Below are 26496 nucleotides of genomic sequence, written 5' to 3'. Positions count from 1 at the left end.
TGCAAGCACCTGACCAGCGGTTCTACAGGGTCATGCAGGATCGCGGGGCGGTATCGGCAGGCGGGAGGGTGACGGAAGGTCCTGGGCCCGCTCCCGTGCCTCCCGAGCGTCCAGTTCTCTGAAGACCCCCATGGCCTCGGCTCGGGCGTCCGTCGCCGCCCGTTCGTCCCCCTCGGCCTCGCGTACCTCCGCCAGGTCCCACAGCGTGCGGGCCCGCCACAACGGCAGCCGCAACGCCTCCCACGCCGACAGCGCCCGCTCCAGCGGCTCCCGCGCGCCACCCGCGTCACCGGCCGCCAGATGCCACTCGCCCAGCGTCCGCAGCACCAGCGCCACACCGAACCGGTCCTGCCGCTCCCGGGCCAACTCCAGGCAGCGCCCGAGCCGTTCGCGTGACTCGTCCAGGCGGCCGAGCCGCAGCTCCACCTTGGCCAGCGACTGCTCCGTGTACATCACACCGAGCGTGTCATGGAGCTCGGTGAAGACCCGCAGCGCGTCCCGCAGCAGCCGCTCGGCGTCCGCCCGCGCGTCCTCCGCCCGGTGACAGAGAGCCAGCGAGCGCACGGTCAGCGCCTCCCCGTGCCGGTCCCCCTCCGCGCGGTACAGCTCCACGGCCTGCGCGAGGGCCTCGCGGGACTCGGGGCCGCGGCCCTGTTCCCGGTGCACGCAGCCGATGCCGTACAGCACCCGGGCTCGGGCGGCACGGTCGTCGTGCGGCACGTACCGCTCCAGTGCCGCGTCGAGGAGTTCCAACGCCTCCGCGTAGCAGGCCTGTTCACGCCGGGCGGTGGCCATGCCGACGAGGGCCTGGGCCATTCCCTGCGGCACGTCGTCGAGCGCCTCGAACAGCCGCAGGGCGTCCCTGAAGTAGGCGTAGGACTCCTCGAACTCGTCCTGTTCGTAGCGCAGTTGGCCCAGTCCGGCGAGCAGCCACGCCTCGCCCTCGCGGTCCCCGCTGCGCCGCACCGCCGCCATCGCCGCGGTGTGCGAGCGGGACCAGGCGTCGAACTGGTTGTACAGCGCGACCGAGCTCGCGATCAGCGCCCCGGCGAGGTCCCGGGCGGCGCGGTCCAGCCGGTGGTCGGCGCAGTACTGCACCGCCGCCAGCAGACCGGTCTGTTCGGCGGCGAACCAGGCCGCGGGCCGTGCGAGCAGGTCTTCCTCGGCCTGCGGGTCGAGGGGATCGAGGGGCCGTACGGCCTCCGGTTCGGGGAAGTAGCGCGCCGCGCCGCCGGGGCCCCTCGCCGCGGCCTTCTCGGCCAGTCCCAGCCAGCACGCCACGAGGCGCAGCACGGCCGCCGACCGTTCCTCGGCGCTCTCCTCCGACAGACAGCGTTCGCGGGCGTGTTCGCGGGCCAGGTCGTGGATGCGGTAGCGGCTGCGGCCCGTGCCGTCGACGCCGATCACGTCGATGAAGTGGCAGTCCACCAGGCGTTCGACGGCCTCCTCGGCCTCCTCCGTGCCGATGTCCAGCAGGGGCCCGGCGATCCAGGCCGCGAAGTCGGGCAGGTCGAGCAGGGCCAGCCGGCGCAGGGCGCGCCGCTCCTGCGGGTCGAGGTCGGCGTAGCCCAGTTCGAGACTGGTGCGCAACTCCAGGTCCCCGGCGCGCAGTTCGTTGAGCCGGAGCCGCTCGTCCCGCAGCCGGGCGGCGAGCCGGCCGGGCACCCAGTGCGGCCGGGCCGCGAGCCGCGCTCCGGCGATGCGTACGGCGAGCGGCAGCCGTCCGCACAGGGCGACGATCTCGGCGGTCTGTTCCGGTTCGGCGCGGACGCGGTCCGCCCCGGCGACACGGCGCAGGAGTTCGAGCGCCTCCTCCTGGTCCGGAACGGTCAGTTCGAGGTGGGCGGCGCCCTCCAGCGCCACCAGCCGGCGCCGGCTGGTGACGAGCACCGCGGAGCCGGGTCCGGGCGGCAGCAGCGGTCGTACGTGTGCCTCACCGGCGGCGTTGTCGAGGATCAGCAGGATGCGGCGGTGCCCGGTGTACGTGCGGTACAGGCCCGTCAGTTCCTCGACCGAGCTCGGCAGCGTCTCCGGTCCGGCGCCCATGGCGCGCAGCAGCCGGGCGAGGGCGTCGGCGGGTTGCAGGGGGGCGGTGTCGGCGGCCCGCAGGTCCACGAACAGGCGGCCGTCGGGGAAGAGTTCGGCGGTGCGGTGGCCGACATGGACGGCGAGCGCGGTCTTGCCCGTCCCGGAGCGTCCGGAGATCACCCCGATCGGCGGGGCGGTACGGCCCGCGTCGTCGACGGAGCCCAGCAGCGAGACGGACCACGCCACTTGGTCCGACCGGCCGACGAAGTCGGCTATGTCAGGGGGGAGATGGGAGGGGGCGGGTCGCACGGGTGCGTCCGGCCCGGTGCCGTCGGCCGCCGTACGGCTCGGGGCGTGCTGTCGGGCCTTGGGGGCACCGGCCGCTTCCTGGGCCCGTGGCCGGGGGACGGTGCCGAGCGGTGCGGCATGGCGGGCCGGCCGGTCCGGGCCGGACGGGGAGGGGGCGTGCGGGGAGGGGGTGTGCGGGGAGATGGCGTGCGGCGACGAGTCCTGGGTCCTGGGGCCGGTTCCGTGGAGTCCGGGGTCGTCGGTCAGTACCGCCTTGTGCAGTGCCCGCAGTTCCGGCCCGGCGTCGATGCCCAGTTCCTCCCGCAGGACCTCGCGGCCCTCCTGGTAGGTGCGCAGGGCGTCGGAGACACGTCCGGTGCGGAACAGTGCGGTCATCAGCTGGCCGCGCGGCCGTTCCCGGAGGGGGTGGGCGGCGACGTGCGCGAGCAGGGGCGCGATGGTGCGGTCCGCGCGGCCGAGGTCCAGGTGCAGGCCGAAGGACTCCTCCTGGGCGACCAGCCGCAGTTCCGCCAGCCGGGCCGCCTCGATCCGGGCGAAGGTCTGCCCCAGCCCTTCCAGTGCCTCCTGGCCGCGCCACAGCCCGAGCGCCTCGGAGAGCAGGTCGGCGGCCTCGCCCGTGTGGCCCCGGGCGGCCGCGGCCCGGCCGGACGCGAGCAGTTCCTCGAAGCGGCGGGCGTCGACCTGGGAGGGGTCGAGACCGGCGACGTATCCCGGCGGCCGGGTCCGGATCACCTCGGCCGCGTCGACCCGGGCCAGTGCGCGGCGTACCGCGGAGACGTGCGTGGCGACGAGGGCGTTGGCGGTCGCGGGGGCCTGTTCGTCCCACACGCAGTCCACGAGCCGTTCCGTGGAGAGGACCTCACCCAGGTGGACGACGAGTGCAGACAGGACCGCCAGGGGTCTGACCCCGCCGAGCGGGGCCCGTCGGTCGCCCTGCCACACCTCGACAGGGCCGAGCAGACGTACCTGGAGCATCGTTCCCCGATCGCCGTACCGCCCGCCCCACGGATGCGTGTTCGACGATATCGACGGACGGTGTCCGCAGACGACCGGAATGGGGCAGCCCTGGCTGGATCCAGACAGTCGGCAGCCGTGCGCGGACCCCCGAGAAGGCCCTGACATCCGGCGTGGCGGAGCCTTCCGCCCGGCTTCCCCCGGACGATGGTTGGCTGGATTTCGACAGCACGCAGAGATACCCCTCGCCTGAGGGACGGCTGGGCCCGGCCGTTCGTATGAGGGCCCGCCGATATTTCCCGCGTCGAAGATTCCTGTGCGTCCCGTGTCACACGCGGTTCCGGCCGTCGCCCGGTCGGCGTCGGACGCGGCTGCCTGCCCCGCAGCCGGTACGTCGCCGGCCCTCCGCTCCGTCGCGACTCGGCGTGGTCCGCCGTCCGAAGAGGTCGGCAGGCGAAGAAGCAGGCAGAGCAGACGGATCGCGAGCCGTCCTCGTATGACCGCCGGCGCAGGAAAAGAATTCGGCGGTCCAGGGGCATACGGACGCGGCTTCCGAGGCGTCAACGGATCGTGAGAGCAACCCAGTTCGACTTCGCCCCGGGAGCATGCCGATGAAGCGCGCCGACGCCCCACGCCGGACGGTGGTACCGAGTGGACGCAGCACGCGACGCGTACCCACCGCCGTGGGCGTGATCGCCGCGCTGGCCTCGCTCGTGCTGACCGGTTGCGCGGCGGACACCGACGCGGCCCACCGTGCCTCGCCGTCCGCGAGGGCCGACGCCACCGGGACGGGCGACAAGCTCACCTACTCGCAGGACCTGCGGATCTCCGACGCCGAGCAGCACCTCATCGCGGCCTGCATGAGGAAGCAGGGTTTCCGCTTCCAGCAGGAAAAGCCGCTGAGCCTCGACGAGAGCCGGCCGGTCGGCTACGTCCAGGACGACATCGACTGGGCGCGCAGGCACGGCTACGGCAGCCGGATCACGGCGAAGGAGGACCGTACCCGACTGCGCAACCCCAACATCGCCTACCGCAAGTCCCTTTCCCGCTCACGCCAGAAGGCCTTCGACATCGCGATGGACGGCGGCCAGGACGCCGTGGTGCTGAAGTCGCCGACGCCGTCCGGCGGCACGATCAGCAAGCAGTCCGGCGGCTGCGCCGCCCAGGCCGAGGAGCTGCTGTACGGCGATCCGGCGGCATGGTTCCGCTCCGACGTGACGGTCAGGAACCTGCGCCCCCTGTACGTGGACAAGCTGCTGCACGACAAGGAGTTCACCAGCGCGGTGAGCGCCTGGTCGCAGTGCATGAACAAGGCGGGCCACCCCTTCCCCGACCCCGGCGCGGCACGCGATTCCACCCGCGACCACAGCGCGGAGCAGACCCGGGCCGCGGAGGCCAGGACCTTCGCGAACGAGACCCGGATCGCGGTCGCCGACGCCACCTGCGCCCGCTCCGTCTCCCTGCGTGCGATCGGCGAGCGGCGCGAGGCCCGCTATGTCGGCGAGCTGGCCGGAAAGTACGGCCACGCCCTCGACGCCCACCTTCGAATGGAGCGGCACGCCCTGACCTTCGCCGAGCGCACCGTCCCGGCCCGCACCTGATCCAGGACGCGCCGGCCCCTGACACCCGTGACCCCGTGTCACGGACGGACCCCGCGACGACGCTCGCGGACTCTCACCCCACCGATCCCACCCACGCCTCCCACGAGGCGCAAGCAGAACAGGAATCCGTCATGCGCAAGCTGACCGTCTCCCTCGCCACCCTGGGCCTCGCGGTCCTCGGCATCGCCATCCCGGCCGCCGCCCACGCGGGTCCCGGCTGCAACGCCAACTGGAACGCGCACGGCCGCGACGGCGACGTCCGGGCCTGGGACGGCACCGACTGCGGCGGCGCACTCCTCGGCGTCACCGCGGGCAGCGACCCCTCGTGGGGCGACAACCTCGGCCCCTTCCAGGGCAGCGACGCGAACAGCGCCTCGTCCGTGATGAACAGCGGCTTCGTCGGCGGCAAGGACGTCGTGGCCTTCTACTGGCTCGACAACTACAAGGACACCTCGTACGGCTGCCTCCTGCCGGGCGAGAAGTACGTGGACGACCTCAGCCGGGACCACTTCACCAACAACCAGAACATGAACAACAACATCCAGTCGCACACCTGGGTGGCCTCGACCGCCTGCGCCCCGGGCTCCTTCATCAGCTGAATCCCCCTGTCGCGACCCTGGTTCGCTCGGCCGCCCCGGCATCCCGAAAGGGTGCCGGGGCGACCCGTTTCCGGCACCGGCGCCCCACGCCGTGTCGCCCACCCGCCCGCACTCCTTCGACTGCCGGACATTTGAACGTCACACCGAGCGGGCACGTTTCCCTCGTCCCCTCTGCATCGCCTTGCCTCCGTCACGCCCCTTGTCCCGCACGGGACGTGACGCGAAAGGACGACGTGCGCCGTGTCCCTGCTTCCGCTCGAAGGTCCCCCGGGTCCGCTCCCCGCCCCGGCCACCGCCGCCGCTCCGGCCCCGCTCACGATCTGCGCCCCGGCACCCGTCGCCGCCGGTTCCCGGCGCTCCCTGACCCGTCTCACCCGCCGTCTGCTCACCCTGCTCCCCCTCCTCCTCATCGGCGTATGGGCGGTGCTGGACTGGCGTGCCCTGTACGACGGCACCGCGCGGCTGGCCACCGCCGATCCCTGGTGGCTGCTCGTCGGGCTCTTCTACACCTGCCTGGGCTGGATCTCCGCGTCCGTCGTCCGGCAGGGCGCCCTGCCCGAACGCCTGCCGCCAGGGCTCCTGGGCGCCTCGCAGTTCGCCGCGGGCGCCGCCAACCACGTACTGCCGGCGAGTCTCGGCGCCCACGCCGTCACCCTGCGCTTCCTCCAGGGGCAGGGCATCCCGCTGGCCCGGGCCACCGCCTCGCTCGCCCTGTACGCGTTGGTCAGGCCGATCGCCAAGACGCTGGTGCTGCTGGGCTTCCTGGTGGCCCTGCCCGGTCTGCTGCGCCTCGGTGACCTCGTCCCGGACCGGCGCTTGCTGTTCCTGCCCGCGGTGGCCGCGGGTCTCGGACTCGGCGCCACACTCCTGCTGTTGACCCTGGTCCGCCCGCTGCGCCGCCCCGCGGCCACCTTCGTGCGCACCGCCCTGACCGACGCCCGCCGGCTGCACACCATGCCGAGCCGCGTCCTCGCCCTCTGGGGCGGCGCCGCCGCCGCGCCGCTGCTCCAGGCGAGCGTGATCCACGCGGTCGGTACCTCGCTCGGCATGACGCTGTCCTGGGCGCAGGTCGCGTTCGCCTATCTCGCCGCGAGCACCGCGGTCGGATCGGTACCCGCGCCCGGCGGCATCGGCCCGGTCGACGCGGCGATGGTCTTCACCCTCGCCGTCTACGGCGTTCCGGTGAGTCTCGGCACGGCCGTGCTCATCGGCTACCGCGTCCTGACGGTGTGGCTTCCCCTGTTGCCGGGCGTGCTCTGCATGTCCGCCCTCGTCCACCGGAAGGTTTTGTGAACTTCCGGAAACACCCGCACCATTGAATGATGCATTCAACACTCCTAGCATCCTCAGGTGGATTCATTCATCAATCTCAGATGTCTGGCCGCCGCCCTGCTGCTGGCCCTCGGCCTCGCCGCCCCTGCGGTCCCCGCCTCGGCCGAACCCCGGCCGTCCGTGCCCGAGGTATGGCCCACCCCCCAGAAAATCACCGCCGGACACGGCCGGCTCCCCGTCCCCGACCGGGTCGTCGAGGTAGTCGGCCCCGGCACCGACCCCTCGGCCCGAAAGGTCGTCGAGACGGCCCTCAAGGCCGCCGGAGCCGGCCGCGTCACCGCTGTCCACTCCGACGAGAGAACACCCGCGGCCGCTTTGACCGTGTACCTCGGCGGCCCCGGCGAGAACACCGCCACCGCGAAGGCCCTCGAACGCCTCGGCGCAGCCTCCCCGTCCGGCCTCGCCTCCGGCGGTTACGTCCTCGCCTCCGGCCGCAGCCACGGCCGGGCCCTCCTTGCCCTCTCCGGCGTCGACACCACCGGCACCTTCTACGCGGCCCAGACCCTGCGCCAACTCCTCGACGGCAAGCACGAGTTGCCCGTGGTCACCGTGCGGGACTGGCCCACCGCGGCCCTCCGCGGAGTCATCGAGGGCTTCTACGGCACCCCCTGGACGCACGCCGAGCGCCTCGCCCAACTCGACTTCTACGGCCGTACGAAACAGAACGTGTACGTCTACTCCCCCAAGGACGACGACTACCTGCGCGCCCGCTGGCGGGACGAGTATCCGGCCGCCGAACTCGGCCGCTTGAAGGAGCTCGTCGACCGGGCCGACACCGACCACGTCCGCTTCACCTACGCCCTCTCCCCCGGCCTCTCGGTCTGCTACTCCTCCGACGCCGACGTCAAGGCGCTCACCGCGAAGTTCGACTCGCTGTACGCCATCGGTGTCCGTTCCTTCGCGATCCCCCTGGACGACATCAGCTACACGAAGTGGAACTGCCCCGAGGACGAGCGGGAGTTCGGCACCGGCGGGGGTGCGGCGGGCGCCGCCCAGGCCCGTCTGCTGAACACCGCGTGGCAGCGGTTCTCCGACGGCCACACCGGACTCCAGCCGCTGGAGATGGTCCCCACCGAGTACTCCGACCTCGCCGACTCCCCGTACAAGAAGGCCCTGCGGGAGCAACTCGACCCGTCGGTCGTCGTCGAGTGGACCGGCGTCGGCGTCATCGCGCCCACCGTCACCACCGAGCAGCTGAGGCAGGCCCGCGAGGTCTACGGCCACCCGGTCCTGGTCTGGGACAACTACCCGGTCAACGACTACGTCACCAGCCGTCTCCTGCTCGGCCCCTACACGGGCCGGGAACCCGGCGTGGCTGCGGCGGCGACGGGGGTGACCGCGAACCCGATGGTCCAGGGCGAGGCGAGCCGGCTCGCCCTGTTCACCTCGGCCGCCTACCTGTGGAACCCGCACGCCTACGACCCGCGCCGGGCGTTCCTCGCGTCGGTCCGGGACCTGGCGGGACCCGAGGCGGCCAAGTGGCTGCGGATCTTCGCCGAGAACAACTACTCCTCCCAGCTCGACTCCACCGAGTCGCCGACCCTCACCCGACTGATCGCCGCCTTCCGTGAGGCGTACGACCGGGGCAGCGGCCTCGGCCGGGCGGCAGCCGCGTTGAGGTCCTACTTCACCGACATGGCCGCCACACCCGCCCGGTTGCGCGCCCACCTCGACAACCCGGGGTTCCTCGACGAGACCTCCGCCTGGCTCGACAAACTCGGCAGCTACGGGACCGCGGGCGCAACGGCCGTGGACCTGCTGCTGGCGAACAAGCGCGGTGACACGACCGCGGTGTCGACGTACTGGAAGCAACTCCAGCAGGAGCGGAAGGAGTTGGACGCGATCCCGCAGCAGGTCTCGCCGGGCGTGATGGACCAGTTCCTCTACACGACGATGCTGGAGAACGCCCCCGACCCGGGCGTGGACGCCTCCTTCTCCCCCGCCTCGCTGTCCCTGAAGCCCGGCGCCTCGACGACGGTCACCCTGAACCTGTCCGACGCCCAGGCCAGAACGGTCAGTTGGAGGCTCGACGTACCCGAGGGTGTCACCGCCACGCCCTCCGAGGGCACGGCGACCACCCCGGCCTCCGTCACCGTCACCCTCACGGGCAAGACGGAGGGGGTGCACCCGGTCGTCGCCGAAGGCACCGGCATCCTCGACCGCGCACTGCCCGTCCAGGTCACCGACGGCACCGGCACACCACGCGCACTGACGGCCGACTTCAGTGGCGCGTCGGTGAGTTCCATCGACCTCTCCTCGGGCACGACGACGAACATCGCCGTCGGCAACAACCCCGGCGAGGTCGTGGTGAGCGCGGACGGCGGTACCGCGTACGCGGCCAACCAGGGCTCGAACACGGTCAGCGTGATCGACGTGGCGAGCGGCGAGGTCACCGCCACCGTCGCTGTGGGCAAGGTCCCCGCGGGCCTGGCCCTCACCCCGGACGGCGGCACGCTCTGGGTCGCCAACTACACCGACGGCACAGTGCAGTCGATCGACACGGGCACGCTGAGGACCGGCACGCCGATCCCGGTGGGTGACGGTCCCGAGAACATGGCGATCACGCCTGACGGCAGGACGCTGTACGTGGCGAACATCCACGACAACACGGTCAGCCCTGTCGACCTCACCACCGGCGAGGCGGGCACCGCGATCCCGGTGGGCCCGAGCCCCTTCGACGTCGTCGCCGCGCCCGACGGCAGGACGGTGTACGTCTCCAACTCCGGCGGCTCGACGGTGACCCCGATCGACACGTCGAGCAACGAGACCGAGCCGACCCTCCTGGTCACCGGCCAGGCGTACGGCCTCGGTCTGTCACCGGACGGCCGCACCCTGTGGGTCAGCCCGAGCAACGGCGACACGATCACACCGGTCGACACGGTCACCGGAGCCCCGGGCAGCACGGTGAAGGTGGGCAGGTCGGCCTTCGACGTGGCCCTGAACTGGAACGGCACCACGGCGTATGTGACGACAGCCGATACAAACGCCCTGGTACCGATCGACGTCGCCTCGGGGACGGCAGGGCCGTCCTTCAGCACCGGTGCCTATCCGCTGGCGGTGGCGCTGACTCCCTGAAGGGGCGCGGGGCCGCATTGATGTGCGGCTCCGCCGCGCGGGCGCGACCGGCCTCAACCGGCCCGCAGCTCCCCGCGCCACCCCGGACACCCCAAAAAACGCCTACGTCGCCGTACGCCGAACCCGTCCCGCATACCGCTTCTCCAACTCCAGGTTCCCCTCGAACCCACCGGGCACGTTGGCCGACACATACACCGGCGGCCGCTCCCCCGAGGCGAGCAGCAACCCCGACGCCTCCGCCACCGCCATCTGCACCAGCAGCACGCCGGTCAGGGTGGACAGCGCACCCACCGCCCCGCCCCCCGGCAACGACAGCAGCGCGTCACCGACGGGCGCCGCGTTGTCCAGCACCACGTCCGCCAGGTCCACGAGCTTCTTGCCGCTCGGGTGTCCCGCGGGCACCGCCCCCGTATGGGTGAGGGAGGTGATGGCGAGGATCTTGTGGCCCTGCGCCTTGGCGTGCAGGGCCATCTCCACGATGACGCTGTTGACGCCGGAGTTGGAGATGATGACGAAGAGGTCCTGGGCGCGCGGGGCGGCCATGTCGTAGAGACGGACCGCCACTCCCGGCTCGCGTTCGAGGAGCGGGTCGTCGAGGACGCTCGGGGAGTCACCGCCGTAGAGGACGAGGTCGGACATCTGGAGCCGGTTCGTGGGCACCAGGCCGCCCGCCCGGCCGGCGACCTCCAGCACCATCGCCTGGGAGTGGCCGGTGCCGAAGGCATGGATCACGCCGTCGGCGCGGATGCAGTCGGCGATCAGCCCGGCGGCGCGGCGTACGTCCTCGCGGGCGGATTCGGTGACGTGGCGGAGGACGTCCAGGCTCTGTTCGGCGAAGCCCTGGGCACTGACTGACTCGACGGACACACGCACTCCCCACTGATGGATTGAACCACCATACAACCACCCAACGGTGAATCAATAAATCATTCGGCGGTCCTGGTATCCAATCTGCGACCGAAAGGGTGGCTGATACCTTCCCTGCATGCCTCCGACCGACGTCACGACCCTGATCCGCACCGAACTGCCCCGGCTGGCCGGTTCACTGCGGAAGGTCGGCGAGCTGATCCTGGAGGATCCGGCCGCCGTCACCCACTGCTCGGCCGCCGAACTGGGCCGCCGCACCGGCACCTCGCAGGCCACGGTGACCCGCTTCTGCCGGGCCATCGGCCTCGACTCCTACCAGCATCTGCTGATCGAGCTGGCCCAGGAGCGCGGCCGCGGCGAGGTCTCCGACTGGGGCTCGGCCGAGATCGGCCCCGACATCTCGCCGGACGACAGCCTCGAGCGGGTCGTCCAGGTGGTCGGCAGCGCGGACCTGCGGGCGATCCAGCAGACGATCGAGCGCATCGACCTCGACGCCCTGGAACGCGCGGCCCAGGCTCTGGCCAAGGCCCGGCGGATCGACGTGTACGGCGTCGGCGGCAGCGGTGCGGTGGCGCAGGAGACGGAGACGCGGCTGTTCCGTATCGGCTGCCAGGCGCGCGGCTGGACGGAGGTGCACGGCGCGGCCACCTCCGCGGCCCTGCTCACCCCGGCCGACGTGGCGATCGCCATCTCCCACTCCGGTGCGACCCGGGAGACCCTCGAACCCTTCGAGATGGCCAAGGAGCGGGGCGCGACCACGGTCGCCATCACCACCGACCCGCGCTCCCCGCTGGCCAGGGCCGCGGACATCCGGCTGATCTCCTCCGCCTCGGAGACGAGCTTCCGCACCGGCAGCATCGGCGGTCGACACTCCGTCCTGATGATCGTGGACTGCCTCTACGTCCGGGTCGGCCAGCTCGCCTACCAGCGCGCCAGCTCCTCCCTCGCGCTCACCGACCACATCACCCCGCAGCACGCGGTGAAGGCCCGCCGCTCGCGTTGACCGTGTCCGATCATGCATGGATGAACCACCGAGATAACGCAAGGATGGTTGTTTGAATCATCCCTTCGGTGCCAGGATGGGGCTCCCCCGAGCCATCTCGTAGGAGCCCCATGCGCGTCATCTCCGTTGAGTCGACCGAGTTGTTCGTCGGCACCCCCGAGCAGCCGCTCCAGGTGGTGGCGGCCGGCATCGAGCACCTGGCGGGACGCTCCGTCCGCGTCACCGTCGAGGGCCACGGCGTCGGGGAGACGGTGGTCACCGTCGGCGAGGACGGCACCGTACGCGCCGAGATACCCGTGACCGGGACCGGCGGACCGATCACGGTCACCGCGTCCGACGGGGACGAAACCGCCGCCGGCACCGGCGAGTTCACGGTCGCCGAGCCCGGCTGGACCATGTTCATGGTCAGCCACTTCCACTACGACCCCGTCTGGTGGAACACCCAGGGCGCCTACACCGAGACCTGGGACGTCGCCGACGACCCGGCCGGCACCGGCCTGCCCGCCCGCACCTTCGACTCGCGCGGCCAGTCGGGCATGAGCCTGGTCCGGGCCCACTCCGACCTGGCCCGGCGCGACCCGGCGTACACCTTCGTGCTCGCGGAGATCGACTACCTCAAGCCGTACTGGAACGCCTTCCCGGAGGAACGCGGCTTCCTGCGCGAGCTGATCCGCACCGGCCGCGTCGAGATCATGGGCGGCACCTACAACGAGCCGAACACCAACCTCACCGGCGCCGAGGCGACCGTACGCAACGCCCTGTACGGCGACGGATACCAGCGCGCGATCCTCGGGGCGTCCCCGGAGACCGCCTGGCAGCTGGACGCGTTCGGGCACGACCCTCAGTTCCCCGGGCTGATGGCCGATGCCGGGGTGACCTCCAGCTCCTGGGCGCGGGGACCCTTCCACCAGTGGGGCCCCACGCTCTCCGTGTTCGGCGAGGAGCCGCGGGATCCGCAGCGGATGCAGTTCCCGGCCGAGTTCGACTGGATCGCCCCCTCGGGGCGCGGGATCCTCACCGCGTACATGGTCAACCACTACGGCGCCGGCTGGCGGATCGACAACGCGCCGACGCTGCCGGAGGCCGAGGCGGAGGCCCTCAAGCTGTTCCAGGGGCTCAAGAAGGTCGCGCTCACGCGCAACGTGCTGCTCCCGGTCGGCGGGGACTACGCGCCACCGTGCCGCTGGGTGATGGACATCCACCGGGACTGGAACTCCCGTTACGTCTGGCCGCGGTTCGTCTCCGGCATCCCGCGCGACTTCTTCGCCGCCGTACGGGCGGAGCTGGACGCCGAGGGCCGCAGGGCCTCGCCGCAGACCCGGGACATGAACCCGGTCTACACCGGCAAGGACGTCTCCTACATCGACACCAAGCAGGCCCAGCGGTACGGCGAGACCCTGCTCGCCGACGCGGAGGCCTGGGCGACGCTCGCCTCGCTCGTCACCGGGCACGCCTATCCGGACGCGGCCCTCGACAAGGCCTGGCGGCAGCTCGTCTACGGCGCCCACCACGACGCCATCACCGGCTCCGAGTCGGACCAGGTGTACATCGACCTGCTCACCGGCTGGCGGGAACTCGTCGACCTGGCCGAGACCGTGCACGCCGACGCGACGAAGGCCCTGGCCGACCGGGTCGAGCCGGGCACCGGACCCGACCTGGTGGTCTTCAACCCCGCGACCTGGCAACGGCGGGACGTGCTCACCGTCGACGACCCGGGCCTGGTGCCCGTCGGCGACGACTTCCAGCCGCTGCCCGCCGTCCGCGAGCAGGACGGCCGGCTCCACGTCGTCGTGCCGGAGGTGCCGGGGCTCGGGCTGAAGGCCCTGCCCCTCGCGGCCGGTTCCGTCCCCCGGTGGACGCCCGGCGAGGGCGCGACCATCCGCAACGAGTTCTACGAGCTGACGGTCGACCCCGCTCGCGGCGGCGCCGTGAGCGGCCTGCGCGCGCTCACGGAGGGCGGCCGGGACCTCCTGCCCGCCGGTGACATCGGCAACGAACTCGTCGTCCAGGAGGAGTTCGCGAGGCACCCGCGCTTCGGCGAGGGCCCCTGGCACCTCACCCCGACCGGAACGACCGCCGCCCGCAGCGGCGACGTACCGGCCGAGATCGAGGTCGAGCACTCCCCGGCGGGTTCGCGCATCACCGTCCGCGCCGACCTCGGCCTGTTCACCTACACCCAGCGTCTGACCCTGTGGCGGGGCGTCGACCGCCTCGACCTCACCACCACCGTCGACGGCTACGACGGCGCCGACCGTCTCATCCGGGTCCGCTGGCCCTGCGACGTACGGGGCGGGCTGCCCGTGCACGAGGTCGCGGACGCGGTGATCGGGCGGGGGTTCGGGTTCGTCGAGGTGGACAGCGAGCAGTTCCCGTGGACGCTGGACAACCCGGCCCACACCTGGTTCGGGCTCGGGTCCACGGCACGGGTGGCGCTGAAGGACGACTCCGGCGCACTGCTCGGCCAACGGGCCTTCGGAGTCGCCGAGTTGGTGTACGCCGACTGGCACGAGGCCGGTGAGCTGGGCGCCCCGCTCGCGGCGGCCCTCGTCCGCTCGGGCGTCACCGCGACCTCCACCATCGCGGGCGGTCCCCGCTACGGCGACCTCGAGTTCGACTCCAACCTCCCCGACATCCGGATCGCCGTGGGCGGTCCCGGGCGCAACGCCCTGGTCGCCGAGGCGCTCGCCATGGACCCGGCCGCCGACCGCGAGGTGCGCCGGCAGGTCGCCGAACAGGGCGTGGCGGCCGTCTGGGTCGCACCGCGCGCCTCCCTGCGCGAGGAGTGGGTGCCCGGCGCCGACCTTCGTGACCTGGAGCGGCTGCCGCTGCTGGTGATCGCGGGCGCCGACCCCGCGGGGGACGCGAAGGCGGTCGACGCACTGATCGCAGATCTGGACGACTTCACCGTCACGGCCACCGCGGCCGGCGGCGGCGAGGCGCTGCCGCCGGGCGACGCCTGGGACGGGCGCGGCTTCGCCGTCCTGAACCGCGGCACGCCCGGCTGCGTGGTCACGACCTCCGGCGACCTCTACATGTCCCTGATGCGCTCCTGCACCGGCTGGCCGTCCGGCATCTGGGTCGACCCGCCCCGCCGTACCACCCCCGACGGGGCGGGCTTCCAGCTCCAGCACTGGTCGCACACCTTCGAGTACGCCGTCGTCGCGGGCTCGGGCGACTGGCGGGACCTGCGACTCCCGTCCCGGGGACATGAGTTCAACCACCCGCTCACCGCCCGGGTGCGCGGCGACGGGTCCCCGCTGCTCCCCAGGAAGACCTCCCTGCTGGAGGTGGAACCGGCCCGCGAGGTGATCCTCGACGCCCTCAAGCCGCTGGGCTCCCCGCTGGCCCGGGGCAGCGCGGCGCCGGTGGATCCGGGGCGCGGGGTCGTGGTCCGGGTGCACGAGGTGAACGGACGCCCGGTACGGGCCCGGGTGCGCGGACCGGTCGCGTGGACGGAGGGCGCCCGCGCGGACGTACTGGAACGGCCCGGGGAGTCGCTGGCACCGGACAGCGAGGGGACCCTGGAGACGGCGCTGACCGGCTTCGAGGTGGCCACCCTCCTGGCCACGCCCCCGCAGGCACCCGAGCCGTCGACCGACCCCGGCGTCGCCGCCCAGGAGCCCGCGCAGCCCGTCCACACCCGGTACTGGCTGCACAACTCCGGCCCGGCCCCGCGCGGCAACATGCCGGTGTCCGTCTACGTCTCCCCCACCGCCCTCACCGCCACCGGCCCGGTCACCGCGACCGTCCGGGTCGGCTCGGAACTCACCGACACGTCGACGCGCGGCACGGTGGTCTTCGAGGTACCGCCCGGCTGGTCCGCCGAGCCCGCCGAACTGCCGTACGCGCTGGGCCCCGGCGGGTTCTCGCTGGCCGAGGTGACGGTGACACCGCCGCCGGACGCCGGGCCGGGACGGTACTGGCTCACGGCAAGGCTGTCGTACGGCGGACAGACCTACGAGGACGTCGTCGGCCTCGACGTGCCGGGCGGTCCGCCCGCCGGGCAGGGGCTGACGTGCGAGCTGGACGCCGACCGGGTCACCGTGCGCAGGGGTGAGCGGGCTCAGGTTCCGGTGAGCCTGCGGAACACCACGCGGGGCCCGGTCGGCGGACAGCTGTGGGCCGTGTCGTCGTGGGGCACATGGCCGGGCGTCGGCCCGGGGCTCCAGGGCTTCACGGTGCCCGGCGGCGAGCTGCGGCAGTCGGTGATCGAGGTGGACGGCTCGGCGATCCCACCGGGCGCGTACTGGCTGATGGCGAAGGTGGCGTGGAACGGCCACGTGGCGTACACGAGGGCCGTGCCGCTGGAGGTGACGGAGTGACGGAACACGCGGCGGTGGTGGACGGCGACCCGATCCCGGCAGAACGGGTGAACTCCTTCCTGGGCCCGCCCCGTTGGGGCGCGGGGAACGGCGCGACCAGCCACAACGAACCCGCAGTCGCCGGACGACAAACAGAGGCACCCTCTGTCGCGAGACAACGCCGCCGCTGGGCCACGCAAGTGATCGTCACCGACGAACTCGCCCGAAGGGCCTGCGCCGACCGGGGCCTGAAAGTGCCGGAAGGGGTGTCACCCGCCTCCGTCCTGGCCGTCGCCGAGACAGACGTGGCGGACCTCGGCAGCATCGTCGCCGCGGCACTGGCCCACTCCCCCGCCGCCCGCGCCTTCCTCGCCGCCCTGGAAGCCGAACAGAGGGTCCCGGAGGCCGCCGTACGGGACTACTACGACCGCAACCAGGACCGCTTCCTCACCCCGGCGGCGTTGAGGCGAGGCGTCACCCCCTTCGACGGGGCGGCCCCGGAGGACGTGCTGCCGTACGACGAGGTCCGTGAGGGCATCTCACGCGAGCTCCGCAGGGCGGCCGGCCGCCAGGCGTTCTTCGGTTGGCTGGACCAGGCACGCAGCACAGTCGTGTACGCCCACGGCTACGAACATCCCGGAGATCCCTCGCACCCGGACCACGAACACCGGCACTGATCTCGTACGGAACATAAACGCAACACGGGAAACCATTGACCTCCGATGAATTCTGGTCCACCTTTTCATCAATCGGAGTCGGAGTTGGTTCATTGAACCAGCCGTGGAGGGCATCACATGCGCGCAAAGAGACTGACCCGCACCCTGACCTGTATCGCCGCTCTGTCACTGACGGCCGCCGGCTGCGGCCTGTCCGGCGGCGGATCCGGCAGCGGTGACGCCACCGCCGGCGCCTGCAAGGTCGACAAGGGGAACGTCGGGTCGGGGAAGCTCACCGGCGAGGTCAAGGGCGACATCACTTTCCAGACGACCAACCTGAAGAAGGACTTCGGGGCCTTCTTCAACGGGGTGATCAAGGACTTCGAGACGGCCCACCCCGGCACCAAGGTCAAGTGGATCGACGACCCGGGCGACAACACCTTCACCAGCCGGACCGTCGCCGACGCCCAGGCCTGCACGATGGCCGACGTCATCAACGTCAACGCGCCGACGGCGACCGCCCTCACCAAGGCCGGCTACCTGCTCGACCTCGACACCAAGGACCCGGACGCCTCCAAGCCCTTCGTCCCGTCGTTCTGGAAGACCGCCACCTTCCCGGACGCCTCGGGCAAGTCGATCCACACCACGCTGCCCTGGTACACCGGCGGCGTCCTCCTGACGTACAACAAGGACCTGCTGGACAAGGCCGGTGTCGACCCGGCGAAGCCGCCGACGACGCTCTTCGGGCTGTTCGCCGACTACGAGAAGGTCGCCAAGGCCGCCGACGGCAAGTACTTCGCGACGATGGCCAACCCGATCTGGCGCGTCCCCGCCGACTTCGACCAGATGGGCATCAAGGTCCTCTCCACCGACGCCAAGTCAGCCGTCTTCGGCGACGACCCGCGCACCACCCAGTGGGTCGCGTGGATGGCGAAGCTGTACAAGGAGGGCGCCATGCCGAAGGACTCGCTGTCCTCCAGCAACGACCCGTCCACGCTCTACAGCCAGGGCAAGGTGGCCTACGGTTCGACGAACCCGAGCTTCGTGCGGTTCGTGAAGCAGAACAGCCCCTCGGTGTACGCCAAGACGGCCGTCGGCCAGCAGCCCTACGACGCGCTGGGCCGCGCCTCCGCCGGTGCCCCGCAGTACATCTCGGTCGCCGCGACCAGCAAGCACGCCCCGGTGGCGCTCTCGTTCGCGGAGTTCCTCACCAACGCCGAGAACCAGACGGCCTGGTGCAAGGACCCGGACGTGGTGATCTTCCCGACCACCACCGAGTCGCTGAACGACCCGTTCTTCCAGGACGTCACCGGCACCGACCCCTTCTCCCAGGCCCGCAAGCTCGTCGCCGACCAGCTCAAGACGGCCTCCACCAACCAGACGAACCTCTCCCCGGCCGTGCAGAACGCCATCGTGTCCCAGGTGCAGCTGGCCATGCAGGGCAAGAAGAGCGCCGCGGACGCCGTCAAGGACGCCCAGGAGAAGGCGAACGAGCTGCTGAAGCAGGGCAGCTGACAGTGACGGCACAGATCACGAACCCGGTGTCCGGCGTGGAGGCGCAGACCTCCGCGCCGGCCCCGGCCCCGGCCCCGTCCCGCCTCCGCCGACTCGCCAAGGCCGCGCTGCCGGGTCCCGCTCCCGGGGCCAACGGAGCGGCCATGTACCGCCGTTGGTGGCTGCCGTGGCTGTGGACCGCCCCCGCGATCGTGTGCGCGGTGGTCTTCGGGGTGTTCCCGTTCCTCAACACGGTCGTGCTGTCGTTCACCAACGCCAAGCCGCTGGGCGGCACCGCTGGTTTCGTCGGACTCGACAACTACACGCGGATGCTCCAGGACGACGACTTCTGGCTCGCCACCCGCAACAGCATCCTGTACGCGGTGATCGTCGTGCCGCTGATGGTGCTGCTGCCGCTGGTGCTGGCAGTGCTGGTGGAGAAGAACCTCCCCGGCATCGGCTTCTTCCGGTCCGCCTTCTACACACCGGTGCTGGCCTCCAGCGTGGTCGTCGGTCTGAGCTGGCAGTGGCTCCTCGCCGACGACGGCCTGGTCAACACCTGGCTGGAGAAGGCCCACTTGATCAAGTCGGCCATCCCCTTCCTGTCCGACTCCTGGCTGATCCTGCTCTCGGCGATGGGCCTGACCCTGTGGAAGGGCCTCGGCTGGTACATGGTGTTCTACCTCGCCGCCCTCGGGAACGTGCCCAAGGAACTGCACGAGGCCGCGCAGATGGACGGCGCCGGCGCGGTCCGCCGCTTCTGGCACATCACGGTCCCCGGCGTACGGACGGCCATGATGCTCGTCGGCACCCTCACCGGCATCGGCTCACTCAGGGTCTTCACCGAGATCTACATGCTCGGCAGCTCCACCGGCGGCCCCGGCGGCGCCGACCGCACCCTGCCGTTCTACATCCGGGACGTCGGCCTGGACCCGATCACCGGCAACGCGGGATACGGCTCGGCCGTCAGCGTCGCCCTGTTCGCGCTGACGCTGGGGCTGACCCTGCTGGCGCAGCGTCTGACCAAGGAGGACGAGTCATGACGACGAGCGTCGTCGAGACCAAGCGCCGTCGCCTGATGCCGCGTTGGCGTGACTACGGCCGCCCGCGCGAGCTCGTCGTCCGCTATCTGCTCCTCTTCCTGGTGCTCGGCCTCACCGTGGGCCCGCTGCTGTGGCAGCTGCTGGCCTCCCTGAAGGGCACGAGCGAGGATGTCTTCGGCGCCGACGCCACCCTGCTGCCGCACCACCCGTCGCTGCGCGCCTACCGGACGGTCTTCGACCAGGTGCCGGTGTGGTCGTACATCAAGAACAGCCTGATCGTGGTCGCCCTGTCGATCACCAGCCAGCTGGTCTTCTCCACGACGGCCGGCTACATGCTCTCCAAGCCCGCCTGGAAGGGCCGCAAGGCGGTCTGGGTGGTGCTGATCGCCTCGATGATGTTCCCCTTCGAGTCGATCATGGTCTCGCTGTTCATCAGCATCCGCGACCTGGGCCTGGTCGACCACCTGGCCGGCGTGTGGCTGCCCGGCTTCGTCGGCGCCATCAACGTCCTCCTCATGCGCGGCGCGTTCCTCGCGGTCCCGCGCGAGATCGAGGACTCGGCCATGCTCGACGGCGCCAACGAGTGGCAGCGCTTCCGGTACCTGTTCCTGCCGTCGGCGTGGGGCGCCATCCTCGTGGTCGTCATCAACACCTTCATCAGTGCCTGGGACGACTTCCTGTGGCCGCTGATCGTGCTGCGCTCCGAGAGCAACATGACGCTGACGCTGGGGCTTTCGCGGCTGCAGAGTTCGTCGTTCGGCTACGACCAGCGGATGGTCATGGCCGGTTCGGTGATCTCGGTGGTGCCGGTGCTGCTGCTGTTCGTGATCACGCAGCGGTGGTTCTACAAGGGCGTGTCGTCGGGGGCCGTCAAGCTCTGACCCCGTACGCCGAGCGCCTCCCGGGCCGACGCGGCGACCCTGATCTCGACGGTGTCGCCGATGCCCTCCAGCGCCAGCGTCAGCGTACGGCGCTCGCCAGGCGCCAGGCCGACACCCTCGAACGCACACAGTTCGAGGGTGCGCGGCCAGGTGGCGGCGACCAGCCGCCGCAGATACACCTGGACGACCGAACGCCCGTACCGCCGGCCGGTGTTGGTGACGTCGACGGTGACCGTCGCGCCGTCGGTCCTGGGCTCGCCGTACGCGAAACTCGTGTACGACAGACCGTGCCCGAAGGAGTACTGCGGTTCGGCGCCCTCGTCGGCGTATCCGCCGTACTCGGTGTCCTTGTGGTTGTAGTAGACGGGGAGCTGGGCCGCCGAGCGGGGGACGGACACGGGCAGCCGGCCGGCCGGTTCCGCGAGTCCGAGCAGCACCTCGGCGATCGCCTCGCCGCCCCACGGGCCCGGGTACCAGGCGGTGAGCAGCGCGCCGCCGGTGTCCGGCACGACGTGCGGGCGCCCCTGGACGAGGACGACGGCCGTCGGCGTGCCCGTCGCGACGACGGCGTCCAGGAGCGCGTACTGGGCCCCGCCGAGCCGCAGTCCCGCCAGGTCGACGCCCTCGCCGCAGGTCATCTCGGAGACGGCCGGCAGCGCGGCCCCGTTGGCGTCGAACTCGGTCCCGGAGGTACGGGCACTGCTGCCGCCCAGCACCAGCACGGCCAGGTCGCTGGCGGCGGCCGCGGCGACCGCCGCGGGGATCCCGGAGAGGTCGTCGCCGGTCAGGGCGCAGCCGCGGGCGTGGCGGATGTCGGTGCCGGGCGGGGCGAGCCGCCGCAGGGCGTCGAGGACGCTGCTTCCGGTGCCGGGGCTCTGGGGAGCCGTGTAGTCGCCCGACTGGTGGGCGGTGGTGGCGGACTGGGGGCCGATGACGGCGATGCGGGCCACGTGCTCGCCGACGGGCAGGGTGCCGTCGTTGCGCAGGAGTGTCACGGCGGCCCGGGCGAGTGCCCTGCTGAGGTCCTCACCGCCGGTCGGCGCGGACCTGGTCGGCTGCCGCCCGTCGAACAGCCCCAGGCGGAACTTGAGCCGCAGGACACGGGCGACGGCGGCATCGAGGGTCTCCTCGCTCACCAGAGCGCGCTCCACCGCCTCCTCCAGATGTGTGAAGCCCTCGTCCCAAAGACTCAGGTCCACACCGGAGTTGAGGGCGAGGGCGCCCGCGGAGACCTTGTCGCCGGTGATGCGGGCCAGCCGGTCGACGGCGAGGCCGTCCGCCATGACGAGCCCGTCGAAGCCCCAGTCCTCGCGCAACAGCCCGGTGAGCAGGGCGCGGTTGCCGGAGCAGGGCATCCCGTCGACCTCGTTGTACGCGGCCATGACGGCGGCGGCACCGGCGCGGACCCCGGCCCGGGCGGCGGGCAGGTGGATTTCGCTCAGCTCCCGCCACCCCAGCTCGGACTCGGCGGAGTTGCGGCCGCCGACGGTGGCGCCCTGTCCGGCGAAGTGCTTGAGGACGACGGGGGCCTTGTCGGGGGCGAAGTCGGCGTCCGGGCCCTGCATGCCCCGCACCAGCGCCTGCGTCAGCCGGGCGGCCAGGTGGGGGTCCTCGCCGAAGCACTCCTCGGTGCGGCCCCAGCGCGGGTCGCGGGCGATGTCGAGGGCGGAGACGAGAGCCACGTGGCCGCCGCGGGCGCGCAGTTCGGCGGCGGCGTGGGCGGCGGCGCGTTCGTACAGGCCGGGGTCCCAGGTGGCGCCGATCGCCAGGTTGACGGGGAGGACCGTGCCGTCGAGGGCCATGAGGCCGTGCGGGACCTCCTCGACGAACAGTGCGGGGATGCCGAGCCTGCTCCGCTCCACGACATGCCGCTGCACCAGCTCCGCGAGTGCGGCTCCGTCCTCGGCGCCGGGCCCGCTCCCGTGCTCCACGCCGGACCAGGCGTCGGCGCGCTGGAGGCCGTACAGGGCGCCGAGCCCCTCGAAACGGTCGGTCTCGGCGCGCAGGGCGTCGGTGAGTTCGAAGCCGCCGTCGGGGGTGCGGCGGTAGGCGTCCCAGCCGTACATCCGCTGGTTGAGCTGCCCGACCTTCTCCCGCAGGGTCATCCGGGCGAGGAGGTCGCTCACCCGGGCGTCGACGGGGGCGGTGGGGTCGCGGTACACGGCCTCGCTCATGACCGGCGCGCCAGGCGGGCGAGGGCGACCGCGCCGGGGCACCCGTCGGCCACCCAGTCGAGGCTCAGACCGTGTGCGTGGAGCCCTTCGATCAGCGGGGCCGTGAGCGGGCCCTCGGGGCCCAGGAGCCCTCCCGTGGCGACGATCCGCTCACCGGGGCTCGGGTCCAGCGCCCGCACGGTGTCCAGCAGGTGGCCGGCCGCCTCGCCGAGGATCTCCCGGGCCACGACGTCCTTCTCGGCGGCCGCCTCGGCGACCAGCGGGGCGAAGCGGGCCAGCCGGATCGGCGGATCCGCCATCACGGCGGGCAGCAGATGGCGGCGGAAGTCCTCACGCCGGGCGCGTGACCAGCCCGGGACCCCGGTGAGGTGGGGGGCGGTGCCGGTCGGTGTCGCGGTGCCGCCGTGGTCGTACGACGGGATTCCGCACGTCGGGAGGACGTCGACCGGGAGGCCGAGGGTGCGGCCGACCCAGCCGGCGAGGACCGTCGCCCGGCCGCGGCCGTCGGCCATGCGCAGGGCGGCCCGGACCGCGCTGCGGCCGATCCAGAAGCCGCTGCCCTCGTCGCCGAGGAGCCAGCCGTCGCCGTCCACGGTGGTCGTGGCGTGCCGACCGATGATGCGCATGGCGACCGCGCCCGTGCCCGCGACCAGGGCGAGGCCGTCGGCCGGGGTGCCGGGGCCCGCGGCGAAGGCGGCCTCGATGTCGCTGCTGACGCCGACCGGGACGGACGGGATGCCGAGGCGGCGCAGGGCCTCGGTGAGGGCGGTGCGGGCCCGGACGGTGCCGGGGTCCTCCTCGGAGGCGGCCGTGGCGCCCGCGAAACCGCCGGTCACGGCCACGACCCGGGCGCGGGCCCTTTCGGGGACCACCTGGGCGAGCACTTCGGTGAGGTGGTCGGTGAGCTGCGGGACCGGCACGGTCATGGCGTTGCCGGGGCCACCGCTGCTCTCGCCCAGCACCCGGCCGTCGTCGGCGGCGGCGAGGACCGCGCGGGTGCGGGTGCCGCCGGCGTCGAGGCCGATGACCAGGTCGCGCCCGTCATCCGATTCGTGGTTCAAATAATTACCCATCGATGACTATGGTGATTGATACATTCGCGCAGGACAAGAGCGGACCACGAGCCGGACCGAGGTCGGACCGGGCCGAACCCGAGGAGGATCCCATTCCCACGCTCCGCTTCGGCGTCAACTACACGCCCCGCCACGGCTGGTTCCACGCCTGGCACGACTTCGATCCGGCCCGCACCCGCGAGGATCTCGCCCAGATCGCCGGGCTGGGCCTCGACCACGTCCGGGTCTTCCACCTCTGGCCGCTCCTGCAGCCCAACCGCACCCTGATCCGCGGCGCCGCCGTGGACCAGCTGGTGCAGCTGGTCGACCTGGCGGCCGAGGCGGGGCTCGACGTCATGGTGGACGGCGTCCAGGGCCACCTGTCGAGCTTCGACTTCTACCCGGAGTGGACCCGCAGCTGGCACCACCGCAACGTCTTCACCGACCCGGAGGCCGTCGCCGCCCAGGCGGACCTGCTCCGCACCCTCGGCCGTGCCCTCGCCGGCCGCCCGAACCTCATCGGCCTCCAGCTGGGCAACGAGCTCAACAACCTCGTCGAACACAACCCGGCGACGGCCGACGAGGTCGACCACTACCTGGACTCGCTGCTGGCCGCCGCCCGCGCCGGCCTGGGCCCGTCCGGCCTGGTCACGCACTCCGCGTACGACGCGGCCTGGTACGGCGACGACCACCCCTTCACCCCGCAGGCCTCGGCCCGCAAGGGCGACCTCACCACCGTCCATCCGTGGGTCTTCTCCGGCGGCTGCGCCCAGCTCTACGGCCCCCGCTCCCCCCAGGTCCTGCACCTCGCCGAGTACGGCACGGAACTGGCCAAGGCCTACGCCGAGGACCCGTCCCGCCCGGTCTGGATCCAGGAGACGGGCGCCCCCGAACCCCATGTCCCGGCCGCCGACGCCCCGCACTTCGCCCGCGAGACGATCCTCAACGCGTCGGGGTGCCAGGGCCTGTGGGGCGTGACGTGGTGGTGCTCCCACGACGTGGACCGGTCCCTGTCCGACTTCCCGGAACTGGAGTACACGCTGGGCCTGTTCGACGCGCAGGGCAGGCCGAAGCCGATCGCGGAGGCCGTGGCGGCGACGGTGGCGGAGCTGCGGGCGGGCCCCCCGCTGCCCGAGCCCCGCGAGACGGCCCTGGTCCTGGACTGCACACCGTCCACCCGGTCGGTGTCGGGCCCGGGCGGAGCGTATTTCGAGGAGTGGATGCGCCTGCGACAGCAGGGGACCCGCCCGGCGGTCGTCCTGGCGGAACGGGCACAGGACGCCGGGTATCTCGCCGCCCGCGGGATCGAGAAGGTCGTGTGAGAGCGACTGGGCGTCGGCGCCAGAAGGCTCGGCGCGTCGCCGGATCGCGGGTCCGCCGGCCGCACCCGGCCGTGCCCGCACCCGGCCGTGCGGACCGTCAGCGCTCAGCACCGCGCCAGGAGGCTCGGCGCGGTGTCGACTCGCGGGTCCGCCGGCCACGGGGGCGCGACCAGCCCCCGGCGGCCGCACCCGGCCATGCCCGCACCTAGCTGTGCGGACCCGCGGCGCTCAACGCCTCTGCCACCGCCCGCAGGTTGGCCTTCCCCCGCCCGTAGGAACACATCGCGGTCCCCTCCGGCAGCCCGGTGGCAACCCGTACCGCGCCCGGCCGCCGGGCCACGAGCGCATCCCGTACGCGGGCCTGCCAGGGATACAGGCCGGCATCGCACGTGGCCACGACCAGCGGCGCACCCCCTGCCCTGGTCAGGATCTCCTCGACCACGCCGTCCGGATCGTCCGGCTCCCCGGCGACCGCCGTCCCCGTGGCCGTCGGGTCGACGGCGAGCATCTCGGTCAGCAGATCCTCCCCGCCCCAGTTGAGCGCGGGGTGCGGTGCCGGAAACAGGTCCACGACATGCGCGCCCGGCACGGCGTGCGGCACCGCATGCCCGCGCACGGCACGCCGGGCCGCCTCCAGCCCGGCCTCCGCGTCCCACGCCGTGACCATGACGGCCGGGGTCGCATACCGCTCGACCAGCCGCTGCACCCGCCGGGCGGCCTCCCGCACCCGCTCCTCCCCCAGCACCCCGTCCCGCAACGCCTCCAGCACGGCGTCCCGGCACTCGAGGCTGACCCCGAGATCCGGTACGGCGACGATGACCTGGTCCGCCCCGGCGGCGAGGGCGATGCGCGCGCCCGCGGCCTCCCCGTACAGGTCGGCGATCGCCTTCATCTCCAGCGCGTCGCTGACCAGCACCCCGTCGAATCCGAGCTCGTGCCGCAGCAGGTCCCCGAGGATGCGCCGGCTGAGCGTCGCGGGACGGTTCGGGTCGAGCGCCGGGAAGACGACGTGCGCGCTCATCAGCATCGGCACACCGGCGGCGATCGCCGCCCGGAAGGGCCCGAGGTCGAGTTCGTCGTACGGCCGCGGGTCGACGGCGAGTTCGTGGTGGCTGTCGGTGACGGTGCCGCCGTGCCCGGGGAAGTGCTTGGCGCAGGAGGCGACGCCCCGTGCCTCGGTGGCCGCGATCCAGGCGCCCAGATGCCGGGAGACCAGGTCGGGGTCGGTGCCGAAGGCGCGGGTGCGCACGATCGGGTTGCCGGCCTGCCGCTGGATGTCGGCGACGGGGGCGTAGGAGGCGGTGATGCCCAGCGCGGCCAGGTGCCCGGCGAGCGCGTCGGCGCAGCGGGCGGTGAGGCCGAGGTCGTCGACGACACCGAGGGCGTAGGAGCCGGGGACCTCCGGGGCACCCGCTGCCACCAGGTGCCCGATGCCGCCGCCCTCGTTGTCGATGCCCACCAACAGGTCCGGCCGCAGTGCCCGCAGAGTGTCGGTGAGCCGGCGCACCTGTTCGGCGTCGCGCACGTTGCGCGTGAACAGGATGACCCCGCCGAGTCCGCGGTCGATGAGCCGCTTCAGGGTGTCGGGGACGGCCGTGGTGCCTTCGAACCCGGCGACGAGACAGCGGTGTGCGGCCTCGTCGAGGTCGACGGGGAGTGCGGTGCGGGCAAGCGGACGTTCGGTGTGGGTCACTCCTGGAATCCTCTGGCTCACCAAGCCGAAAGTCAACATTCCCATGGCTGGACCATTCACATCAGGGTGTGTGCCACCGCACGGCCCAGTCCGCGCCGGTGGCTCCCGCGGT

At 72.3% G+C, this 26496-nt stretch carries 16 protein-coding genes; 11 read left to right on the top strand and 5 right to left on the bottom strand.

Going from position 1 to position 26496, the window contains the following annotated elements:
- Positions 1–30 precede the first annotated feature (30 nt).
- Entirely contained in the window at positions 31–3312 is a 3282-nt protein-coding gene (locus OHT57_RS37600; RefSeq protein ID WP_328751234.1) for an AfsR/SARP family transcriptional regulator, read from the bottom strand.
- A gap of 590 nt (positions 3313–3902) precedes the next feature.
- Here OHT57_RS37600 and OHT57_RS37595 point away from each other — a divergent pair.
- From OHT57_RS37595 to OHT57_RS37580, 4 genes are all read left to right on the top strand, one after another.
- Entirely contained in the window at positions 3903–4892 is a 990-nt protein-coding gene (locus OHT57_RS37595; protein ID WP_328751233.1) for a hypothetical protein, read from the top strand.
- 131 nt (positions 4893–5023) lie between these two features.
- A complete protein-coding gene (locus OHT57_RS37590; RefSeq protein WP_328751232.1) occupies positions 5024–5491 on the top strand; it encodes a hypothetical protein in 468 nt (155 codons plus the stop codon).
- A 240-nt stretch (positions 5492–5731) separates the two neighbouring features.
- Complete coding sequence (locus OHT57_RS37585) at positions 5732–6784, top strand: lysylphosphatidylglycerol synthase transmembrane domain-containing protein (protein ID WP_328751231.1); 1053 nt, start codon at positions 5732–5734, stop codon at positions 6782–6784.
- Between the two features lie 57 nt (positions 6785–6841).
- A complete protein-coding gene (locus OHT57_RS37580; protein ID WP_328751230.1) occupies positions 6842–9898 on the top strand; it encodes a beta-N-acetylglucosaminidase domain-containing protein in 3057 nt (1018 codons plus the stop codon).
- A gap of 102 nt (positions 9899–10000) precedes the next feature.
- Here the strand turns inward: OHT57_RS37580 and OHT57_RS37575 are convergent, their stop codons facing one another.
- Entirely contained in the window at positions 10001–10765 is a 765-nt protein-coding gene (locus OHT57_RS37575) for an SIS domain-containing protein (protein WP_328751229.1), read from the bottom strand.
- Between the two features lie 118 nt (positions 10766–10883).
- On the opposite strand from OHT57_RS37575, the gene OHT57_RS37570 reads away from it, so the two are divergent.
- The 6 genes from OHT57_RS37570 (at position 10884) to OHT57_RS37545 (ending at position 20143) form a co-directional block, all read left to right on the top strand.
- On the top strand, positions 10884–11768 hold the full coding sequence (locus tag OHT57_RS37570) for a MurR/RpiR family transcriptional regulator (protein ID WP_328751228.1): 885 nt from the start codon (positions 10884–10886) through the stop codon (positions 11766–11768).
- A 110-nt stretch (positions 11769–11878) separates the two neighbouring features.
- Positions 11879–16090, top strand: a complete 4212-nt coding sequence (locus OHT57_RS37565; protein WP_328751227.1) for an NEW3 domain-containing protein — start codon at positions 11879–11881, stop codon at positions 16088–16090.
- Entirely contained in the window at positions 16087–16746 is a 660-nt protein-coding gene (locus OHT57_RS37560; protein ID WP_328751226.1) for a peptidyl-prolyl cis-trans isomerase, read from the top strand. Before OHT57_RS37565 ends, OHT57_RS37560 begins: the two co-directional genes overlap by 4 nt.
- A gap of 117 nt (positions 16747–16863) precedes the next feature.
- On the top strand, positions 16864–18240 hold the full coding sequence (locus tag OHT57_RS37555) for an extracellular solute-binding protein (protein WP_328751225.1): 1377 nt from the start codon (positions 16864–16866) through the stop codon (positions 18238–18240).
- A gap of 2 nt (positions 18241–18242) precedes the next feature.
- Complete coding sequence (locus OHT57_RS37550; RefSeq protein WP_328751224.1) at positions 18243–19262, top strand: carbohydrate ABC transporter permease; 1020 nt, start codon at positions 18243–18245, stop codon at positions 19260–19262.
- Complete coding sequence (locus OHT57_RS37545; RefSeq protein WP_328751223.1) at positions 19259–20143, top strand: carbohydrate ABC transporter permease; 885 nt, start codon at positions 19259–19261, stop codon at positions 20141–20143. The genes OHT57_RS37550 and OHT57_RS37545 overlap by 4 nt, the downstream gene beginning before the upstream one ends.
- On the opposite strand, the gene OHT57_RS37540 is transcribed toward OHT57_RS37545, so the two are convergent.
- Both OHT57_RS37540 and OHT57_RS37535 read right to left on the bottom strand, forming a co-directional pair.
- Entirely contained in the window at positions 20107–22317 is a 2211-nt protein-coding gene (locus OHT57_RS37540) for a glycoside hydrolase family 3 N-terminal domain-containing protein (RefSeq protein WP_328751222.1), read from the bottom strand. The genes OHT57_RS37545 and OHT57_RS37540 overlap by 37 nt on opposite strands.
- Positions 22314–23390, bottom strand: a complete 1077-nt coding sequence (locus tag OHT57_RS37535; RefSeq protein ID WP_328751221.1) for an N-acetylglucosamine kinase — start codon at positions 23388–23390, stop codon at positions 22314–22316. The genes OHT57_RS37540 and OHT57_RS37535 overlap by 4 nt, the downstream gene beginning before the upstream one ends.
- 8 nt (positions 23391–23398) lie before the next feature.
- On the opposite strand from OHT57_RS37535, the gene OHT57_RS37530 reads away from it, so the two are divergent.
- Complete coding sequence (locus tag OHT57_RS37530) at positions 23399–24691, top strand: glycoside hydrolase 5 family protein (RefSeq protein WP_328753440.1); 1293 nt, start codon at positions 23399–23401, stop codon at positions 24689–24691.
- 205 nt (positions 24692–24896) lie between these two features.
- Here the strand turns inward: OHT57_RS37530 and OHT57_RS37525 are convergent, their stop codons facing one another.
- Entirely contained in the window at positions 24897–26384 is a 1488-nt protein-coding gene (locus OHT57_RS37525) for a glycoside hydrolase family 3 N-terminal domain-containing protein (protein ID WP_328751220.1), read from the bottom strand.
- Positions 26385–26496: the final 112 nt, after the last annotated feature.

Origin of the sequence: Streptomyces sp. NBC_00285 (assembly GCF_036174265.1) — a bacterium.
Taxonomy (GTDB): Bacteria; Actinomycetota; Actinomycetes; order Streptomycetales; family Streptomycetaceae; genus Streptomyces.
The sequence above is the reverse complement of the archived record's forward strand: the minus strand, read 5'-3'. Positions and strand labels throughout refer to the sequence as shown.

Excerpts from the sequence above, each read along its gene's own strand:
- OHT57_RS37590 (WP_328751232.1), top strand. The coding sequence starts at position 5,024 with ATGCGCAAGCTGACCGTCTCCCTCGCCACCCTGGGCCTCGCGGTCCTC.
- OHT57_RS37600 (WP_328751234.1), bottom strand. The coding sequence starts at position 3,312 with ATGCTCCAGGTACGTCTGCTCGGCCCTGTCGAGGTGTGGCAGGGCGAC.
- OHT57_RS37545 (WP_328751223.1), top strand. The coding sequence starts at position 19,259 with ATGACGACGAGCGTCGTCGAGACCAAGCGCCGTCGCCTGATGCCGCGT.
- OHT57_RS37570 (WP_328751228.1), top strand. The coding sequence starts at position 10,884 with ATGCCTCCGACCGACGTCACGACCCTGATCCGCACCGAACTGCCCCGG.
- OHT57_RS37555 (WP_328751225.1), top strand. The coding sequence starts at position 16,864 with ATGCGCGCAAAGAGACTGACCCGCACCCTGACCTGTATCGCCGCTCTG.
- OHT57_RS37535 (WP_328751221.1), bottom strand. The coding sequence starts at position 23,390 with ATGGGTAATTATTTGAACCACGAATCGGATGACGGGCGCGACCTGGTC.
- OHT57_RS37530 (WP_328753440.1), top strand. The coding sequence starts at position 23,399 with ATGGTGATTGATACATTCGCGCAGGACAAGAGCGGACCACGAGCCGGA.
- OHT57_RS37595 (WP_328751233.1), top strand. The coding sequence starts at position 3,903 with ATGAAGCGCGCCGACGCCCCACGCCGGACGGTGGTACCGAGTGGACGC.
- OHT57_RS37565 (WP_328751227.1), top strand. The coding sequence starts at position 11,879 with ATGCGCGTCATCTCCGTTGAGTCGACCGAGTTGTTCGTCGGCACCCCC.
- OHT57_RS37540 (WP_328751222.1), bottom strand. The coding sequence starts at position 22,317 with ATGAGCGAGGCCGTGTACCGCGACCCCACCGCCCCCGTCGACGCCCGG.